Annotated in this window: 12 protein-coding genes; 8 read left to right on the top strand and 4 right to left on the bottom strand. The window is 43.2% G+C overall.

Annotated elements, in window-relative coordinates; genetic code table 11:
- The first annotated feature begins 13 nt into the window (after window positions 1-13).
- The 5 genes from P5V12_RS16825 to P5V12_RS16805 all read left to right on the top strand — a co-directional run bounded on the left by P5V12_RS16825 (window position 14) and on the right by P5V12_RS16805 (window position 6,293).
- The gene (locus tag P5V12_RS16825; RefSeq protein WP_316954253.1) at window positions 14-733 is read left to right on the top strand and encodes a SprT family zinc-dependent metalloprotease; all 720 of its coding nucleotides are present in this window, start codon (window positions 14-16) and stop codon (window positions 731-733) included.
- Between the two features lie 330 nt (window positions 734-1,063).
- Window positions 1,064-2,590, top strand: a complete 1,527-nt coding sequence (locus P5V12_RS16820; protein WP_316954252.1) for a type VI secretion system contractile sheath domain-containing protein — start codon at window positions 1,064-1,066, stop codon at window positions 2,588-2,590.
- Window positions 2,591-2,772: 182 nt separating this feature from the next.
- The gene (locus tag P5V12_RS16815; protein ID WP_316954251.1) at window positions 2,773-3,003 is read left to right on the top strand and encodes an acetyltransferase; all 231 of its coding nucleotides are present in this window, start codon (window positions 2,773-2,775) and stop codon (window positions 3,001-3,003) included.
- A 529-nt stretch (window positions 3,004-3,532) separates the two neighbouring features.
- Window positions 3,533-4,039: a hypothetical protein gene (locus P5V12_RS16810; protein ID WP_316954250.1), complete on the top strand. Its 507-nt coding sequence runs from the start codon at window positions 3,533-3,535 to the stop codon at window positions 4,037-4,039.
- Between the two features lie 496 nt (window positions 4,040-4,535).
- On the top strand, window positions 4,536-6,293 hold the full coding sequence (locus P5V12_RS16805) for a glycosyl hydrolase family 18 protein (RefSeq protein ID WP_316954249.1): 1,758 nt from the start codon (window positions 4,536-4,538) through the stop codon (window positions 6,291-6,293).
- 94 nt (window positions 6,294-6,387) lie between these two features.
- Here the strand turns inward: P5V12_RS16805 and P5V12_RS16800 are convergent, their stop codons facing one another.
- Window positions 6,388-7,254, bottom strand: coding sequence for an N-acyl homoserine lactonase family protein (locus tag P5V12_RS16800; protein ID WP_316954248.1), 867 nt, complete (start codon window positions 7,252-7,254; stop codon window positions 6,388-6,390).
- Window positions 7,255-7,355: 101 nt separating this feature from the next.
- Here P5V12_RS16800 and P5V12_RS16795 point away from each other — a divergent pair, with 101 nt between their 5' ends.
- Both P5V12_RS16795 and P5V12_RS16790 read left to right on the top strand, forming a co-directional pair.
- Window positions 7,356-8,267, top strand: a complete 912-nt coding sequence (locus P5V12_RS16795; protein ID WP_316954247.1) for a LysR family transcriptional regulator — start codon at window positions 7,356-7,358, stop codon at window positions 8,265-8,267.
- A 194-nt stretch (window positions 8,268-8,461) separates the two neighbouring features.
- Window positions 8,462-8,902, top strand: a complete 441-nt coding sequence (locus P5V12_RS16790; RefSeq protein ID WP_316954246.1) for a GNAT family N-acetyltransferase — start codon at window positions 8,462-8,464, stop codon at window positions 8,900-8,902.
- Window positions 8,903-8,988: 86 nt separating this feature from the next.
- On the opposite strand, the gene P5V12_RS16785 is transcribed toward P5V12_RS16790, so the two are convergent.
- Window positions 8,989-9,927 carry a hypothetical protein gene (locus P5V12_RS16785; RefSeq protein ID WP_316954245.1) on the bottom strand — a complete coding sequence of 313 codons (939 nt, stop codon included), beginning with the start codon at window positions 9,925-9,927 and terminating at the stop codon, window positions 8,989-8,991.
- Between the two features lie 67 nt (window positions 9,928-9,994).
- On the bottom strand, window positions 9,995-12,130 hold the full coding sequence (locus P5V12_RS16780) for a VIT and VWA domain-containing protein (protein ID WP_316954244.1): 2,136 nt from the start codon (window positions 12,128-12,130) through the stop codon (window positions 9,995-9,997).
- A gap of 278 nt (window positions 12,131-12,408) precedes the next feature.
- Here P5V12_RS16780 and P5V12_RS16775 point away from each other — a divergent pair, with 278 nt between their 5' ends.
- Window positions 12,409-14,526: a winged helix-turn-helix domain-containing protein gene (locus P5V12_RS16775; RefSeq protein ID WP_316954243.1), complete on the top strand. Its 2,118-nt coding sequence runs from the start codon at window positions 12,409-12,411 to the stop codon at window positions 14,524-14,526.
- A 301-nt stretch (window positions 14,527-14,827) separates the two neighbouring features.
- Here P5V12_RS16775 and P5V12_RS16770 read toward each other — a convergent pair whose 3' ends face one another.
- On the bottom strand, window positions 14,828-15,415 hold the full coding sequence (locus P5V12_RS16770) for a M23 family metallopeptidase (protein WP_316954242.1): 588 nt from the start codon (window positions 15,413-15,415) through the stop codon (window positions 14,828-14,830).
- Between the last annotated feature and the right edge of the window lie 43 nt (window positions 15,416-15,458).

The raw sequence follows: 15,458 nt of genomic DNA, 5'->3' as shown, positions 1-15,458 counted from the left end.
CTAGTGTGATGTAATGAGACGCTTTTTTTCGACTGGAAATAACAACAGAACGCAGGAAATCATCGTAGCCGGGGTAAATGTAAAAATAACTCGGAAAAAAATTAAAAACCTGAATTTGTCCGTCCGCCCACCGGAGGGAAATGTCAGTTTGTCTATTCCCTATCACTGTTCTAATGCCGAAGCGATTCAGTTTATTCAAAATAACTTACCCTGGATATGCAGTAAGCAGGATGAAGTTCGCCAAAAATTCCAAAAAAATAATAACTTTGAGGATGGTGGTTCCGTCAGATATCTTGGGCAGGATATCGCAGTAAAAATCGAATATAAAATGGGACGGAATAAAATTGATTTAACCCAGGGAGGATTTGTTATTCGAATTTCTCCCGGAACGACCGAACAGGAAAAAATAAAATTACTGGATAATTGGTATCGTTCAGAATTAAAGAAAATTATTCCTCGGCTATTGGCAAAGTGGCAACCTATTGTAGGTAAAGAGGTTGATGAATGGGGTATTCGAAAAATGCGAACCCGCTGGGGAACCTGCAATATTGCAGCAAAACGGATTTGGCTAAATCTGGAGTTGGCAAAAAAAAATCCGGACGCTCTGGAATATGTCGTGGTTCATGAGTTAACTCACTTACACGAACGCTACCACAATGCCCACTTTAAACAGCTTATGACCCAGTTTCTGCCCGATTGGAAGGAAAGAAAAATCAGGCTTAACCTGGAGTAATTTATTTTTGAACTAACCTGTATCATACGTTTGCTTTTCTTCTCTTTTGTTTGTGCTTCTCTCGCCCATTCCAATCACCTGAATAGTTGTAAAAATGGTCCTTAGCGTAAGGCTTGAGCTCGTTTTTTAAGCAGTTGTTCTGAACCCCGTCTTTGCTTGTGGTTAGTTCTTACTCATTGCAGTGGAAAGTGATCCGATCACTGCACGTGGTGAAGGGTTATGTTATAAACTCTGAGATAGTTCGCTATAGATATCATTTCAGCAGTGGTGATTATGCTGTTCGCGTGTCTACAGGTCATAGTGAGAACCCAACAATAATTTGGAGAAAAAATGTCCAGAGTAACCATGAGTACCGGTGGAATAACGTTTACCTCCGGCGACAAGCAGCGCCCTGCCCCGGTTAGTGAAGGGGAAAGTATGAAGGTTGTGGTACTTGGCGATTTTAGCGGTAGGGAAAGTTGCGATCAGTTGGATGCCGCGACTCTGGCGCAGAGAAAAATAATTGAAGTTGACCGGGATAACTTTGAAGAGGTGTTTGCCGGTTTAAAGGTAACACTCAAATTACCTGTATCTGATGATGCGATTCATTTTAATGAGTTTGATGATCTACATCCGGACTACCTCTACGAACGTGTATCATTGTTTGATGATTTGCGCAAACTCAATCGGCAAATAAACAACCCCGATTTATTCGAGCGGGCAGCGGAAGAGATCGAAAGCTGGGACGGTTATCAGCCGCCAGTACAAGAACAGTCGGAACCCGTTGCATCTGATGAAGTGCAGCAGGTTCTGGATTCGGGAAATATGCTCGATGCCATTCTTTCTTCCAGTCAAACACAAGCGCTTTATAAACAAACTCCACAGGGTATTGTAAATAGCATTATCAAAGATGTCGTTGCGCCTTATGTGGAGAAAAAAGCAGATTCGCGAAAAGGGGCTTTCTTAAATGCGGTTGCTGAAGCAACCAGCGAGATCATGAGAAAGATATGCCATGCAAGCGCATTTCAAAACCTGGAAGCTAGCTGGCGCAGTTTGTATATGTTAGTCAGGCAACTGGAAACAGGGAAAAAGCTGAAACTGTACATTGTTGATGTGACTAAGCAAGAGCTTCTACAGGATATTGAAAACTGCTCCGGTGATATCGAGCAAAGCGGGCTGTATAAATTATTAGTTGAAAAGCAACAAGTTGCTGGCGGCAAAGTATTTAATCTTATTACTGGCGACTTTTATGTTCAGGACAAAATAGAAGACATTAATCTTGCTGCAACGCTTGCTGTGATCGCCGATGAGTTGGGGGCGGCGGCAATATGCGGTGGCAGTGAAAAATTTGCCGGCTGTGAATCTTTGGCATTAACTCCCGATGTGGATGATTGGCAGTACGAATGTACACAGGAAGTTGCTGCTCATTGGGGGGCGTTGCAACAAATGGATGTGGCCAAACGGTTAGCCTTGGCGGCTCCCCGTTTTATGCTGCGTTTACCCTACGGTAAAAAGACTTCCCCTCTGGAACGTTTCCCTTATGAGGAGTTACCTCAAAATGGTCAGCACAAATACTATCTCTGGGGAAATTCGGCTTATATCGTGACGCTTATGATTGCTCAGGCGTATTCATACTCTGGCCGGGACATAAACTTTGCGCACATCGGGCCTTTGCAGGGATTACCGCTTCATGTCTACGATGATGATGGAGAAAGCGCGATAAAGCCCTGTGCAGAAATACTTATAACGGATAAAGGTGTCGAGCGTTTCACCGCTGCGGGTTTATTGTGCGTGCGTTCAATGAAGGATAAAGATTCCGTACTCGTTCCCGCCTTTTATTCCGTTTATCCTAATACCTCATTGCACGGGCCCTGGTAAGGGCTCGTCTTACTCCTCTTATGGCAATAACGCTGGTAATTCAGAGTATTTTTCTTGGTTATTTCCGTTAGTTATTTTCGATAGAGTATGTTGGTCTAAAAGTGATCTTTTCGCTTGTCACAGGCTATTACATAATGACCTAAGATTTAAATAGAGTCCTGTGGGTTTTCCGGGAGGTTATTATGTTCCTCAAAGATAGAAAAACTGGCCATTTAATCGAAGTTGTAAATATTAATGCGCTGTTCAACCTGTATGAGCACGACATAATGGGCAGAGATCAGGTTGGTGAAGAGCTGCAAGAGCCAGAGCATTACGAAAAAGCCGACTTAGTGTTTTTGTCCGGTGAAGAGTTACCTCAATGCTGGGTTAACCCGGATTATCGAAAAGTGAGAATTCCCAACTATTCCTATTAGTTTGAGTCACTAGTGTTACGGTAGGTTCTTGATCAGGCCATGCGAGGTCTTTTCGGTTTGAGCCTACCTGATATCCTTTTTATCAGGATATCTTAATGTATCCGAAGGCGGTTCGCTCTTGTGGCGGGGCTGCGCTTACCTCTAGTTTAACCGCGTTTTTTTCGTTACCCTTCACGGATATTTTTTACATAGAGCCAGTTTCTCACCTTAGTTTGATGGTGATCATGCGCAAATATAATTTTGCAAAATCAGGGTGAGGTTATCTCTCTTGAGATACGTCACTTAACCGTATCTACTTTACATTTTGAAATTCAGGTTGTGTAAAAACGTGAATGAGTGCTCACACAAACAATTATTGCGATGCCAAAAAAAGTACATTGGCTGTCCGTTTTTATTTTGTTGAAATGGTGCAGTAATTGTTTTTTGCGATTCTGCTACTGTTTGAGTAAGTCAAGAATGCTAGACGTCTTTCTCAGTTGAAAATTTATTTCCTTCATTAGTGGTTATAACACTCATATTTGGATTGGTTATGCTTAAAAGAATATTCGCCATTTTGTTTTTGGTTTTTTCGGTAAGCTTGCCGGTATATGGGAGTACTGTCGATGAAAGGGTCTCCGATGCGGTTGATGTTATTGTTCAAAACCACAATAAGGGGTACGAAGAAATTGTTGATGAGTTGGAGCGAAAAGGTGTACCCAAAAGTCGTGCATTCATAATAGTCTTCTTTTCGGAGCTGGCGTTTGGTCGGGTGTATATTGAAGACCTGTTTGATGTTGATGAAGGAAAGTTTTCCGATTCCTACTTTTTAAAAAAACGCGATGGCAGCGAGATTGAGCAGTCTCTGGAAAATAATGCGATTTACCAGTCTCTCTATGCTTTGGCCAAACAATTGGATAGAGAAGATAAAACTACCGTTCAGAAAATTGGTTCGCGCAGTGGCGAACTGGATATGCTTAGAGTCAAGATAAACCTGGGTAAAGAGGCAAAAGACGTGACATTCTTTCCTCCTCGATTTCCCTATGAACTCTTAAATTAATCATTGGTTAGATTTTACAGGCTTCTTTCTCTATCAAAGAAAAGGTGTACTAACTTTATGGATTTGTTATTCCATTTCTTTAAAATCAAATTGCTATATGTTTTTGCGGTTAACTATTCTAATAAAAACTATAAAAGCTCTTGTTATTTTTTGAAGGTTGAATTCTTTCCTGTTTGACGCCGTTTTCCCTTGGAACAATAGATCGATTTGCCTATACTCGCCCTCGCCGCAGGATTTTCCATTTTGGGATCCCGGTGTAGTGAGCAAGAAATGTTTGTAAAGCGGTATTCATATAAACAAATAATCATAATTGGATATACAGCGCTTCTCCCGTTCGTTCTGGCTGTCACAAAAATAATAATTTGTAGTCTGGCGAACTAAATACATCTAATCACGTAGTGGGTTTCGTGTTTCTGTATCGACCCGTGATGAAATGGATAAATATTTATCTATAGGCTTCTGTGTGTCCTTAACTATCGTTTAAGGAGTTTTCTTTATGAAAAAACCGGCAGTGAGAAACAGTTGGCATAGCCTGCTTACTCTCGTTTTTTTAACTTTTTCCGGTGCAGCTTCAGCCTATGACTGCACTAACTTACCTGAGTATCAGGATGGCATGACTCTACCGGCAGACGGTAAAGTGCAGGCCATTGGTAACGCCTATCAGTGTGATGTTAACGGTTGGTGTAGCCTTGGTGGGGCGTATGCGCCTGGTACTGGTTGGGCATGGCAATATGCATGGACTGACTTGGGTGTTTGTGATGGCACTTCAAGTTCTTCATCCAGTTCCAGCTCTTCCTCTAGCAGCTCAAGTTCGTCTTCAAGTTCCTCTAGCTCTTCAAGTAGCTCTACCAGTTCCAGCTCGTCAGGTGGTGAACTACCTGCTTGTCCAAGCCAGTCTTGGCAGCAAGGTTCCGTTTATACTGGTAACAGCGACCCAGTTTTTGTACCACCCGATTGGATGTGTACCGCAAAATGGTGGACTCAAGGCGAGCCTAATCCAAACGATCCCTGGGGTGCTTGGGAGTGCGTGAAGTGTAATCCAAGTAGCTCAAGCAGCTCTTCTTCAAGTTCTAGCAGCTCAAGCTCATCGTCCAGCTCTTCAAGCTCTTCATCATCCAGTAGTTCTTCTTCAAGTTCTTCTGGCGGTACGGGTGGCAAGCTTCTAGCCGGTTACTTCACCGAGTGGGGTATCTACGACCGTAACTATCATCCTAAAAACTTGGTCACCAGCGGTTCTGCTGAGAAGTTAACGCACATTGTTTTCGCATTTGGTAACGTGACTAACGGCCAGTGTGTACTTGGCGATTCCTATGCCGATTACGATCGTTTCTACTCTGCTGCAGAATCTGTAGACGGCACCAGCGATGACTGGAACAGCACTGAAGTTCGTGGTCTGTTTGGTCAGTTCAAGAAATTGAAAGCCATGTACCCACACTTGAAGATCGTATGGTCTTTCGGTGGTTGGACCTGGTCTGGTGGTTTCGGTCAAGCAGCAGCAAACGCAACCGCATTCGCTGATCAATGTTATGGTTTGGTCAATGATCCACGTTGGGCCGGTGTATTCGACGGTATCGACATCGATTGGGAATATCCAAACGAGTGTGGTCTAACCTGTGACACGTCTGGCTTCGACAGCTACCGCGTATTGATGCAAGCACTGCGTGCTCGATTCGGCAACCAGCTTGTAACTTCTGCAATTGGTGCGGGTGAATCCAAACTATTGGCAGCAGACTACGGCGGTGCAGCTCAGTACCTGGATTTCTACATGATCATGACCTATGACTTTTTCGGTGCATGGGCGAAGAACGGTCCTACCGCGCCGCACTCACCATTGAACGATTGGGCTGGCATGCCAATTCAAGGCTTCAGCACAGACCATGGTATCGACACACTACTTAGCCTGGGCGTACCAGCGAACAAAGTATTGTTAGGTATTGGTTTCTACGGTCGTGGTTGGACGGGTGTTACGCAAGCCGCGCCTGGTGGAACGGCAACCGGTGCAGCAGCGGGTACTTACGAAGCGGGTATTGAAGACTACAAAGTGTTGAAAGGTAGTTGTCCAATCACCGGTCAAATTGCGGGTACCAACTACGCATACTGTGGCAACAACTGGTGGTCCTATGACGATCCAGCGACCATCCGTGCGAAGATGCAATATGCTAACGGTCGTGGCCTGGGCGGTGCATTCTTCTGGGAGACCAACGGTGATACTGCCAATGGTGAACTGATCAGTGCGATGAAATCTGGCCTGTAAGTTAATACCAAAAAGTAAGACCTCTAAAAACCCGCCTATGGCGGGTTTTTTTGTTTTCAGTATTTGAATTATTTTCTGAGGTATAAATGATTATTTAAAAATACACGCCTTTGTTTTTTCCGCTTCCACCCATCATTAACAAATGAAATTGTTCATAGTCGTGTTGAATCCAGAGTGCACTGCCTGTGGCTTCAAGAAACTGATCAATTTTGGTAAATGATTTTTGGCTTTCTTCAACGTTGTTAAATATTGGTACTGCCTTTTCTAAACGATTGCGTTCAAAGTGATAAAGGTCACCACTAAGTAATACGGGGCCGTAGTGTTTTAAATCGAGGAACAGTGACTGATGTCCGGGGCTGTGACCGGGAGTGCTGATAATTTTCACGCGCCCATCGCCGAACACATCATAATCGCCTGCTAAAAGCTTTACCTGTTTCAGATTTTGGTAATCCTGAGGCGTAAAGCCATAATTGGCTGCTTGTTTACTAACTGCAATTTGGTGTTCGGTAGATTGCACAAGCCATTTCGCATTTGCAAAAAGGTTGGCATTACCCGTGTGGTCCATATGCAGATGGGACATTGCGATATAAGCAACATCATCAGGTGTGATTTCTGCATTGGCCAGTTGGATTTGTAGCGGCGTATTCAAGGTTAAATGGATGGCGCCATCAAACGCTTCAATTCCATCTACCTGGTTCGCGATCTGGTCATTCAGCCCGGTATCCCACAATAAAACGCCTTTCGGATGCTTCACTAGGTAGCAGGTGTTTGCCATGAGTTTGGGGGTATTTTTCTTCATGTTCGGGTTAAAAATCGACGCATCTCTGGCGAGAATCGTGCCGCAGTCAAATAGCTGGACACTGAGTGCTGGTTCATTGGCAAAGCTCGCGTGACTGATAAGTACGAGCAACATGGTTGCTAATAGGGTGTGAATTTGTCGGAATAGGGTAAAGCGAGCCATTGTTGCTCCTTGGTTGCTGAAAGAGAAATGGCAGTTTATCTTGTTACATTTGCTTTAATTAGCCTAAAATTTGGCAATCATTTTTCTAAAATTGGGAAAATATGGAGAGTCTGGACGATTTAGCCTTGTTTGTTGCCGTGGCGCAGAGTGGCAGTTTTTCGGCTGCGGCGGAAAAGCTGGGTATGTCTGTCAGTACATTGAGCCGACGTGTTGCGCAGCTTGAGCAGCGTTTGGATGTTCAACTGTTGAAACGGAATACACGCAATCTGCGTTTAACTGATATGGGCGAACAGTATGCTGGCCAGTGTGCGCCTCTGTTGGCTGAGCTTAAGCAACGTGCGCAGCAGCTGCAAAATCAAAATGACGAATTGGCTGGAACCATACGGATTACTATGCCTCACTTTCTCGGATTGGAAGTGGTCTCTGAATGGCTGATCCAGTTTTCAGCGGAATACCCGGATATTCATTTACATGTTTCGTTTGATAATGACATTGTGGATTTGCTGCAAAAGCAGATTGATATCGCGTTACGTATTGGCCCATTATCAGATTCACAGTTTATTGCACAACATCTGATTAAATCGGATATGGGATTGTACGCTTCACCGGCGTGGCTGAAAGCCAACCCCTGTATTACCCATCCCGAAGATTTGTCGTCGTTGCCCGGTTTGTTTTTTCGCACACAGCCGACCAACTGGGAGCTTCAACATTTTGTCACCGGTGCCGTTGAATATACACATCCCAAAATACGAATGAGCGAAGGTGAGGGAGTGTTTGTGGCAAAAGCTGCCGTTAACGGGTTGGGGGTTGTTGGTTTACCTAATTTTTATGCTCATCAATATGTTCAGTCTGGCGGGTTAAGAAGGGTCCTCTCCGATTATCAATTACTCCCGGTTCGAGACGTGTATATGGTTTACCCGAGTCGTCAGTTCGTTAACGCCAGAACACGCTTACTAATGCAATTCATCAAACAGCAGTTTAAGCAGCTATCCATCGTGCAGTCAGTGAATTAGAAAACTGCGTTATTCTTTTCGTTTGACCCACCTCAAATAAAAAACAGTTTCAGTTCGGCTGTAAACAAAAAAGTTTATGTGAGTTAACTCTCAATTTACAAACGCTGATTTATACTCCGTTTCGTTTTTATTGCCTAAAAACTAATGGGTCTATTCTTGCTTCATGCCCCTAATTACCAAGGATAACGTGACCGATGAATATTCGAATCGCCGATGAAAACGATCTTGAAGGCGTATTGGCTTTATATAAAGAACTTCGTTCCGCAGATCCGGAATTGGAAAAAGAATACGCAAAGGAAAAATGGCGGGAACTGGTCGATAGCGCTCAAATGGATGTGATCGTTGCCGATGTGGATGGCGTACTGGCCGCAACCTGTGCGCTGGGAGTAAACCTCAGTATCGCTAATGGTGCCCGTCCGTTTGGCATTATTGAACATGTTGTGACTGCCCAAAGTCACCGTCGCCAAGGCTTGGCCAAAAAAGTATTGGAGTTTGCCATAAATCTGGCATGGGAGAAAAATTGTTACACTGTTCTATTGTTGTCCGGTGAGCAATTGCATTCGGCGCACGAGCTGTATAAATCCGTTGGCTTTAAAGATGGGATTGAGAGAGGGTTTGTTATTACGCCAGAGTAGTTTGTGTAGGAATCTAATTTAAAAGTATGTGTAACTGAAAAGGGCATCTTATAACTATGCCCTTTTCAGTATTATAAGTATACGATTTATCTATCTGCATAAACCATAATGTCTTTTTCCCTTAAATTGCTTCTGGTTAATATGGAATGTTTGATTGTTGTGCAATTGATTAGGGCAATGTTTTCTCTGTCAGTATCCTTTATTTCTATATTTAACTTGTTTATTGAAATGTTGTGGTTGTTTAAACTGTCCATTATCTCAGGTTGTGCCAGCATGAACTGATTGAGTGTTTGGTAGGTTTTTAATATGTCTCTCGGAGCGTAGAACTTTATATTTATCGTTGATGCGCTGTAAGCTGGTTGTAATAGTGTGTCTGAGATAGGAGTGGATAACGCGGTTTGCCAACCAGTTTTGCTATCCGGGTATTGATATTGAAAAGCCCGTGCCAGTTCCGAAGATGTAAGTTCTTCGGTATCCGAATAAATTGAATATTCTTCTGAATAGAAGCGGTCAACAAAATTATTGTTCAGGTCATAGAAAAAATGTATCCGCATGTTCGGAGATCTAACGCTAACAGATCCATCAATACTGTTAAATAATTGGGCAATTTTTTTCAGGTGTGCCTGTTGCTTGCCAAATGAGCATCCCCAAAAGGTGATTAGGCTTTCGGAGTTTAAATGTCGCACAATGGATGGAAAGCCATCGAATGCAGATTGAGTTATCTCGTCCAATTGTTTTGTCGTTATTTGTTTTCCGTCTTCAGTCAGGTTCATATTTAATCCGTATTCTGAACTATGGCTAACGATGTTGATAGTTTTCCAGAAATTACCACCGGCTGGTGGGGTGTTGTGTAAATAATTTACAATTCCTTCAATGCTTGATAGTGATTTCACCATATGCTCTGTTTTGTACGTTGGGTTCAGGCTGAAGAAGAGTTCAGCGGTTTGATAAAATGCGTTTTTTGTGTCTGAATCTTGCCCAACAATAAATGTGATGCTATGAGGTGTTGTATTATTGTTATTCATAGTTTTTGCCTGTACTGGGTTAATCGTTAAAAGTAAAATTACTGATACTAAATATGAGATGACAGATCTATTCATAACTGGCGAGCTTAAGATTGATTTTTTCAATCATTTCTTCACTAATAGGTTTTGATTTTTGCGTTATTTTCAGAGTGATATTGGTCAGGTTGATATAAAAAATATCCTTCTTGTCGAAGTTGGATAACTCGGGAAATAAAGCAATGATTTTTTTGTAGATAGGGCTGTCGTATGAAATATCGATAACCGGGATACTTGCAGAATGATTTTCATCTACCCACTCATTGTTGATACGTTGAAACTTGAATAATCCGCGTTGCAATGCTGTCTCTTGACTTGATTGTTTGGCTGCGGGTATATGCGACGAGATTTCCAGAGATAGGGTTGGTATGGCGAAACCATTACCGGATAGGTATTGAGGTTCTGGAGATGAGGCTCTAATCTGATTGTCGACCGCAACAAACGAGGTGAAATTGGTCAGTAGGTTATGCTTAATTCCCAGATGGGTAATATAGGACTGAAATGAATCCTGTTTGTATCCAAGGTGGTGCAAGTCCTGAAGTTGCTCAATTTCTTTCCTAGCCCAGATATATTCCAGCGCTCTGGAATCCGCTTTGCTGGCAGAAGTTAGTGGAATATTTTTTTTCCAGAGACCAAATCCGTTTAAGCCGGAAACCTTTACTGACCCCTTGGCTTTTCCTCGCCACTTGCCTGCAACTGTAATGGGCTTGTTGCTAAATAAATCTGGCAATACTATTGGTTGGACGTCGTAGGCTTCGAACTCGTCAAAATCGATATCAATTTGACTTAGTACGGGGTAGCGAATGGCGTTAATCATTCTTCTCCCGTGTTTCTTTGCTTCTTTTTTGTTCAGTGCGACATAGGCTTCTCCGTACCCCGCTCGGGCGATGATATCGATAAGCTGGTGGTTCACTCCTCCACCTATTCCAAAAGCAAAGTAATTACTGTTTTCAAGATGGGCATTAATAAACTTGTATGTTTCGGCTTCAACGCTGACATAGCCGTCTGTAATTGCAATCACATTTCTTGAGTAACCTGGAGATAAAGGAATTTTCGCCACGCTTTTCAGCGCGCTTAATAGGTCTGTGCCGCCATAGCCATCTATATTCTCAAGCATGGAAACAACGTTATTAATATTTTCTGCTGATGCTTCCAATGAGGTGGGCGATAAGGTTTTGGTGTTGCCGGCAAAGAACACCACATTAAATTTCTCCCAGCTTCGCAGGCTCTGTAATAGTTCTACGATCAGCGTCTTACTCACATCAATGGGGAAACCATTCATTGAACCACTCGTGTCTATAACAAAAATATATTCGCGATTGGGCACCATGGATTCTTCCACTCGTGCTGGTGGTTCAATTTGCAGTAAAAAGTAGTTTTCCTGTTCTCCTTTTAATAGTTGAAGGCCGGTTTGAATCGTTGGCCCTGACACTTGGTAGCGCAATACAAACTCGTTACTTCGATTTACGTCCTCGGCTTTAACGAAAATATTGGCTGATGTTGAAGAAGAGGGAATTACTTCGATGGGGTGTGTGGGGCTGATAATGGAATGAACGGGTACTGCTGTATTCAGATGAACATTTATCTTGGATGAGCCTGGCGGTAATCGGCGGCCATTTGGATTGTGCGCGTCGAAGTTTAGTGGGTAGGTGAGTTGATATATATTGTCGTTTATATCGAGCAGCTCGGTGTAACGCAGCTCAACCTCTATGGTTTCCCCCGGTAGAATATTTGCCACATTCGTGGTGAACACGTTGGGCTTATGTTGCTCAAGCAGTGCTGCACTTTTCCCCTGGTGCTTTGCCTCTTCATAGATAGCTCTGGCTTTCCCTTTTTCTTCGACTTTGGCCTCGATTATCCTATCTTCAATCTTGATGGTTAAGCCGTATACAGCGGCTTTAGTCGAACCGGGGAATGTGTACACGGCCTCCAGAGGCGAAGAGCCGTCGTTTTGATAGGCTTGTTTTATACGGATATCAGCGATGACACTATCGATTGATATCTCGGTCGTGGTTTTTAGCAGAGATAATGTAGTGTCGTTATCTCCCGTATCAAAATACGGTGCTTCAGTTTTGGCCGCGCTCCTGCCAGTTTGGGTTTGTGCATAGTACGGTTGTGCTACTGCGTAATGGCATGTCACAAGTAATAGAATAAGGATGATTCTCATATTGCTCCCCTGTATTTTTTATTCGATGGATACAGGGCTTGATCCTAGGGAAGCGTCGGTTGATTTCCTTTACCAGAGCTACACGATTTTTTTACTTTTTGTTTACCTGTCAAAATAGGTATAAAAATCAATGAGTTAAGGTCTTATAAAAATGGATTGGGAAAACTCCATGCTTGCAGTTTGGTTTTTCGCCAGTGGTTAAATTGGCTTGTGAGCTGGTAACATTGCCGTGCATGACTGCGAAAAAAACAATAATTGAGTGAATTTTATACTGAGATATGGACGACAAAACCTCTTTCTTTATTGACGACGTTCATGTGCTCCCGTCAAAAAATCAGTTTGTCAGGGGGGATGCGTGCGTCACAGTTCAACCCAAGGTGATGGGGGTTTTGCAGTATCTTGCCAAACATCAGGATCGTGTCGTAAGTGCCGAAGAGCTTATTAGCGAATTGTGGTCTGGCAGGGTGGTTTCATACGGAACTGTACCTAAGTGTATTACCTCCCTGCGTAAAGGTTTGGGACAGTTATTGGGCGATGTGGAGATAGTGGCTAACTACTCCAAAAAAGGCTATCAGCTTCTCATTCCGCCGAAATATTCCAGAGATGAGGTTTCACTCGAGGTAAAACTCTCTCAGCCCTCGGCTGAGAAGAGCGGGGCTGTCGTTACAAACTGGACTCTGTTGGGGGCGGCTTTATGCCTGCTGCTCTGTGTGGGAGTTGTGGTGTGGTGGTGGACTAGCCCTTCCTATCATTTGGAAAAGAAACACAAAACCGTGTTTGCCGAACGACGCGGATATACCAATGAAACCGGTTTGGAAAGAGTTGCCGAGCCCCATCCGGATAATCAGCATGTTGCCTATATTCGGGATAATGTTGATCTCACCAATTTAGAGCAGATTAGCAGCCGTCTTGTTGTTCGAAACAAAGAGGGGAGAGAATGGGATGTCGATGAGATTCCAGGAATGTGGTTCCTGTTGGAATGGGCTCCAGATCAGTCCCAGCTGTTAGCGGCCGAGGTGCGAAGAAGTCGAAATAAGCTTCTCACCAAAAACTTTTACGAAGCCGCAGATTACTACTATGCGATTTATGTGTATGACCTGGATCTGGCTAAAGGGTCGATGCGTAATAAAAAGCTGGTTAGCCGCTGGCAGGGGAGACTGTTTAGCGCAAGCTGGTGGAATGATTCTGTGATTGAGGTGGTTGCACGGCAGGGGGTGAATGGAACCAACAAGCGCTATCGTATTGATCTCGCCAATAACAATGCCGCAGTAGAAATCCGTTCACCCAGCTCCACCCTTACACCTCTGGCATCCGCCGTCAATAACGGAATGACAGCTGTTGCTTACGACAACGAGCATAAAGCCTTAATTGAAATATATGATTCGGATGCGAAGTTAGTGACTCGGAGTAAAGTCGAGGCCGATCAGGTTAATCTCAGTTGGATTCCTGATGGGACCGGTGTGCTCGTGTTTGCCGACTATGAAGCGCTGTTTGCTATATATCTTGATGGCGAGATCCAGAAAATTGATTTTCTGAAGTACAAAGATCATGTCGCTTATCGGCCTCGGTTCTCTCCTGACGGGCAGTCCATTTACATGACGGAGAAAAAGCTCAAATCGAATATTTGGAACTATGGACTGGAAGGAGAAAACAAACAGATTACGGAAAACGATACTTATAACTTTAAACCCCAATACTCCGCCAATGGAGAGAAGATACTTTACGCGTCTGTACGCAACAACCAGATTCAAATATGGCTCATCGTTGACGGTAAAGAAAAACAAATTGTTGAAGTTGAGGCAGAAAAAATACGCGATATCGTGTGGTTGGAAGGCGACGAGCAGTTTCTGTATCGGGCGGATGACGAGATCTTTATATATGATTTCGTTAAAAATATCTCTCGTAAACTGTTGGGCGGGGCAAAATACATTCAGCCTGTAGATTGGCGCGATACTGATAAACAACTTGTTGTTATTAAGCGTAGTGATAACCAAGCCAATATCTGGCACCTTTGGCCAGAGAGTAAAAAAGAGATTCAAATCACCTTTGGTTCTGTTGGTGCGGCAATAGCGTTAGATGATTCAGTGTATTTTCAGTATGAAAACAAACCCGGGCTTTGGGTTAGTCGGCCAGATCAAGAAGAGCCTGTAATGCTATCTGACAGTTTTCCGAAAAATGCCAAGATACTACAGGTGACGGCTGAGGGTGTTTTTTATATTGTTGGTGGTGGTTGTCGTGAGTCAGACGTGTTTCTGTTTGAATTCGCCACAAAAACGATAACGCCATATCAAGAGAGAAATATTCCGTTTATTGCAACGGGAGATTTTCACAATCTAAAAGGTAGTTTGGGGCGTCAGTGTTACGTTGCGGAGACCAATATAATTGAATACAAATAGGTTGGGGTCTAATCGGTTGATACTATGCCAGAACTTTTCTTAGTTCAGTTACTAATGCAATACAGCCTTTTATAAAAAGCATGTCCATATCGCTGGAATCGAACATAGGCCTAAATCTAAAAAATGCACGCCACGTCATAAGTCGAGAGAAATACTCTTGTCATGGCATTTTATATCAGAGAGCGGTGCGACAGATATGCAGCTGAGATATACCGTTGGAGTGTCCCTTTTTGGATGTTGCTTAAACATGTAGACTTATTTACGGGTTAATTTAATATAGTTATCGTATTAGTTGATCTTATTACGCACGAATACGTTCTCTTCGTCCTGGTACGCCATTTCTAACCGTAGTCCATTTACCATCTTTGTGTATTTCATAGGATATAAATGAACAAGGAATTCCGTTTGCACGTAAAAGATCAGGATTGTCCATTAGCTGAAAATGTAAATGTGGAGCTGTTGAATTGCCGGAATGGCCAACTTCCGCCAATTTCTGGCTTGTATGAATCTTATCGCCAGTGCTGACCTTTATAGAACCACATTTCGCATGAGCTATTAGGCAATAGGTATGATGGTTTTTAAGAATAATATAATTTCCTAGCGCCGGTATTAAGTCTGCATTGCAAGAAGCATTAAGGGTTAGTCCATTTTTCAATACAGAAAATAAGTCCCTTAAGAAATGAACTGGATCTCTCTCTTTTAAGCCGTCGTAGGTTTCTACCACCTCCGCATCAAAAGGAGAATAAATTGGTTGTGAATAGCATATAGAATCTATAAGTGGGACGCCAAACAATCTGCTACGCCACTTGGGTGAGCGGTACCATTTATAACCACTTTCCTGGCTCCAGTCTATTTGGAAAAAATCGTAAGCAAAGCGCTGACCTAACATATCCGTTCCGTGGCTGGGTATGCAATGACCCGGTGTATTTATC

It is taken from the genome of Teredinibacter sp. KSP-S5-2, from assembly GCF_032773895.1.
Classification (GTDB): domain Bacteria; phylum Pseudomonadota; class Gammaproteobacteria; order Pseudomonadales; family Cellvibrionaceae.
Note: the sequence above shows the minus strand (reverse complement) of the source record. Positions and strands in the feature narration are given on the sequence as shown.

Coding starts and splice junctions, on each gene's coding strand:
- P5V12_RS16825 (WP_316954253.1), top strand. CDS start 14: ATGAGACGCTTTTTTTCGACTGGAAATAACAACAGAACGCAGGAAATC.
- P5V12_RS16820 (WP_316954252.1), top strand. CDS start 1,064: ATGTCCAGAGTAACCATGAGTACCGGTGGAATAACGTTTACCTCCGGC.
- P5V12_RS16815 (WP_316954251.1), top strand. CDS start 2,773: ATGTTCCTCAAAGATAGAAAAACTGGCCATTTAATCGAAGTTGTAAAT.
- P5V12_RS16810 (WP_316954250.1), top strand. CDS start 3,533: ATGCTTAAAAGAATATTCGCCATTTTGTTTTTGGTTTTTTCGGTAAGC.
- P5V12_RS16805 (WP_316954249.1), top strand. CDS start 4,536: ATGAAAAAACCGGCAGTGAGAAACAGTTGGCATAGCCTGCTTACTCTC.
- P5V12_RS16800 (WP_316954248.1), bottom strand. CDS start 7,254: ATGGCTCGCTTTACCCTATTCCGACAAATTCACACCCTATTAGCAACC.
- P5V12_RS16795 (WP_316954247.1), top strand. CDS start 7,356: ATGGAGAGTCTGGACGATTTAGCCTTGTTTGTTGCCGTGGCGCAGAGT.
- P5V12_RS16790 (WP_316954246.1), top strand. CDS start 8,462: ATGAATATTCGAATCGCCGATGAAAACGATCTTGAAGGCGTATTGGCT.
- P5V12_RS16785 (WP_316954245.1), bottom strand. CDS start 9,927: ATGAATAACAATAATACAACACCTCATAGCATCACATTTATTGTTGGG.
- P5V12_RS16780 (WP_316954244.1), bottom strand. CDS start 12,130: ATGAGAATCATCCTTATTCTATTACTTGTGACATGCCATTACGCAGTA.
- P5V12_RS16775 (WP_316954243.1), top strand. CDS start 12,409: ATGGACGACAAAACCTCTTTCTTTATTGACGACGTTCATGTGCTCCCG.
- P5V12_RS16770 (WP_316954242.1), bottom strand. CDS start 15,415: ATGTTAGGTCAGCGCTTTGCTTACGATTTTTTCCAAATAGACTGGAGC.